Annotated in this window: 2 protein-coding genes and 1 pseudogene; 1 reads left to right on the plus strand and 2 read right to left on the minus strand. The window is 70.9% G+C overall.

Features of this window, described 5'->3' with window-relative positions:
- Positions 1–614, minus strand: a pseudogene (locus BFL28_RS20795) (hypothetical protein); the annotation flags it as partial.
- Between the two features lie 81 nt (positions 615–695).
- Positions 696–1,946 (minus strand): LPXTG cell wall anchor domain-containing protein, encoded by a 1,251-nt coding sequence (locus BFL28_RS15845; protein WP_173655776.1) that lies wholly within the window; start codon positions 1,944–1,946, stop codon positions 696–698.
- Between BFL28_RS15845 and BFL28_RS15850 the strand changes: the two genes are divergently transcribed.
- On the plus strand, positions 1,918–2,958 hold the full coding sequence (locus BFL28_RS15850; protein ID WP_173655777.1) for a M16 family metallopeptidase: 1,041 nt from the start codon (positions 1,918–1,920) through the stop codon (positions 2,956–2,958). The genes BFL28_RS15845 and BFL28_RS15850 overlap by 29 nt on opposite strands.
- The last annotated feature ends 369 nt before the right edge of the window (positions 2,959–3,327 follow it).

The raw sequence follows: 3,327 nt of genomic DNA on the forward strand, positions 1-3,327 counted from the left end.
GTAGAGTTAGAGGCGGGGACGCGACGGGAGAGTGCCGCACGCCTTTCGACGACGACCGTAGAAGGCGAAAAGAGGCACGGGGACCCGCCGCCCCGACGGCAGCCCCCTCCCGCCGCGCCGAGGCCGGCGGCAAGCAGCAAGCCGCCCCCCAGCACGAAGATCAGCCAGCCGGGCAGGCCGGTGCCGACCGGCTCCGGCGTCGCGGCGGCAGTGGCGTTGCCGGTCGGATCGGACGCGACCGGTGAGGCGGTGGGGGTTTCGGCAACCGGTGTTGCGGGAAGCGGGGCCGCGGGAAGCGGGGTCGCGCCGGGCGTTGGCGCGGGTGTCCGGGCAGGTGCCGGCGCGGCCGTTGCGGTCGGCACCGGAGCCGGACGCGCCGTGGTCGGGCGGGGCGAGGGCGTGGGCGTCGCAACCGGGGTAGCGCGCGGCGGGGTCGGCATCGGAGCCGGCTCGGCCGTGGGCCGCGGCGCGGGCGTCTGACCGCTGGGCGGCAGGCTGAAATCGCCGACCGGGGGCGTCACGATCACCGGCTGTTGCCCGTTCTGGGCAGCGGCCGGGGCGGACAGGAGGAGGAGGGTCAGCGCAGTCGTGGCGCGGAGCTGGATCACGGTCACCCGGGGGCCGTTAGCAGATGCGGAGAGACCCGCGCACCCATAAAGTGCGCGGGTCCCACCTGACCGGAAATCGACCGTGGTTCAGACCTTGGCCGGGACGCTGTGCAGCCGCGCCTCGATATCCTCGTACATCGCCGGGCCGTCATCGAGGCCGATCGGGATCAGCGTGTCGCCGCCGTCGGTGCGGCCGACCGTGAAGGCGGCGGCGGTGCGCCCCTCGCTGCCGTCGGGCAGGCGATAGCGCGCATCGGCAAGGACGATCGGGGCGAAGCCGTCATGGCCGGGCTGGTCGTGCATGGCCTCACGTGGGAGCGTCACCGCCGCATCGACGCGGGTGCCGTCGCCCGGCGCGATCGCATCCGCCGCGACCACGGCATCGGCCGGCGGGTTGGTCAGCAGCCGCTCCATCGCGCTGTCCTGCGCCGCGCCGTTCAGCATGAACGCACCGATGCGCACATCCTGGGCGGCGACACCGCCGGCATTGGCGACGGTCAGCTCAAATTCGACCACGCCCTCGTTCCGCGTCACGCCGGCGCGCAGGGGACGCATCGCGAGTTCGAGTTGAGGGCGGTTGCCCTGCGGTTCGGCGCCGCCGAGGACGGCATCGATATCGGCCGAGTCAGGGCGGTGCAGCGTGGCACTCTCGAGCGCGGCATGGACTTCCGGCTCGTGGCGCGGGGTAGGCTCGACCGGACGCTCGCCGAAGGCGGGGGCGGCAGCAGCGGCAGCAGCAGCCGGAGCGACCATGGGAGCGGGCGCGGGGTGGACGATCCGTTCGGGTTCGGGCTCGTAGACAGGTTCGGCCGCTGCGCTTTCATCGACATAGGCGTCTTCATAGACATCCTCGTCGCGGCGGCGGCGCAACAGCTTCATCGCGGCAATTGCGGCGGCGATGGCACCAAGACCGGCGAGCACCAGCCAGAGGGTGCCGCTGTCGCCGGATTGCTGCTGCTGCGGCGGCGTCTCGGCCGCAGGCGCGACCGGTTCAGCAGGCGCGACGGGGGCGGTAGCGGCAGGTGCGGGTTGCTCGGGGGCGTCGGTAGCCGGGGCGGCAGGCGCGGTCGGCGCTGTCGCTGCCGGGGTAACGGCGGCGGGAGCGCTGGACGCAACGCGGGCGACCGGGGCGGCGCGCGCTGCAGGTGCGCTGCGCTGCGGCGTCGCGGCGCGCTGTGCGGCGGCGCGTTCGCGCGCTTCCTGCTCGGCCTGCTCGACCACGCCGGGCGCGATCGTGGTGCGCGACTGGGTGGCGGTCGGGGCCTGCGTGGCTGGAGCAGGGGCCGGCGCGGGTGCCACCTCGTCCAGCGTGTCGATCAACGTCCTGTCCGAACGCACTGCCGACGCGATCGCGCTGGTGGCCGATGTGGCGCAGCGGCCGAGCTTCCCCGACAGCGAGCTGGCGCGGGTGAAGGCGAACTGGAACCGCCGCCTCGCCATCGCGCTCACGCAGCCCGGCACGCTCGCCAACGCGGCCTGGACTCGCGCCTATTATGGCCCCGACCACCCCTATGGCCGGGTGCTGCCCACCGCGGCGCAATTCGGCGCCTATCAGACGGGACAGCTCAAGGCGTGGCACGCCGCCAATTTCGGCGCGAAGCGCTCGCACCTCTACATCGCGGGCAAGTTCGATGCCGCAGCGGTCAAGGCCGCGGTGGAAAAGTCGTTCGGCGGCTGGGCGGCCGGGCCTGACCGTGCGCTGATCCCGGTCAATCCCAAGGCAGGGCCGCAAGTGCTGCTGATCGATCGCCCCGGCGCACCGCAATCGACGATCAACCTCGTCTTCCCCGCCCCGGCGGCAGGCAGCGCCAGCGACATTCCGACGCGCGTGATGAATGCACTGCTTGGCGGCTCGTTCAGCTCGCGCATCACGCGCAATATCCGTGAGAACAAAGGCTATACCTATTCGCCCGGGTCCAGCGTCGCGTTGTTGCCGACCAACGCGGTGTGGACCTTCAACGCCGACGTGACCACCGCGGCGACCGGCGCATCGCTGAGCGAGGTCATCAAGGAAATCCGCACGCTTCAGACCACCCCGCCGGGCGACGAGGAAGCGGCGGGGATGCGCCAGTACATGGCCGGGCTGTTCGTGATCCAGAATTCGACCCCGGGATCGCTGGTGAACTCGCTCGCGACGCGCGACGCACTCGGCCTGCCGCGCGACTGGCTCGACACCTATGTGCCCGCAACGCTGGCCGTCACGCCGGCACAGATGCAGGCGGCCGCGAACGCCTTCGATCTGAGCAAGATGACGCTGGTCGTCGTCGGTGATCTCAAGGTGGTGACACCGCAGCTTCAGGCCGTGCCGGAATTCAAGGGCATCCCGATCAAGACGGTCACTATTCCCTGAACAATCGTTCAGAGTAACGGCCAAGTCAAAACGGCGGCAGCGCAAGTTGCCGCCGTTTTTACCTGAATCCCTCACCTGGTCGATACGGCTTAACGGCTCGCCGCAATTTCGAGCCATCTGCGCGACGAATCGTGGGTTCCATTCATTGAAACCCCGTTATGACCCAGATCAACGCATCAGCGCCTCGTGCGCTTCGCCGGGCCACCGCGCTGCTCCTTGCCGCCGTCGCCCTCCCCGCTACCGCGCTTGCGCAAGAGACGGTGACGCCCCCGGTCGTCATCGCCCCTGCCGAAGCACCCGCCACGCCAGCGGGAGCCAAGTAAGATGCGCCGCCTCATTGCCGGCCTTTGCGCCGCCGCCCTGCTCGCC

The sequence above is a fragment of the Sphingomonas turrisvirgatae genome, from assembly GCF_001721295.1.
Classification (GTDB): Bacteria; Pseudomonadota; Alphaproteobacteria; order Sphingomonadales; family Sphingomonadaceae; genus Sphingomonas; species Sphingomonas turrisvirgatae.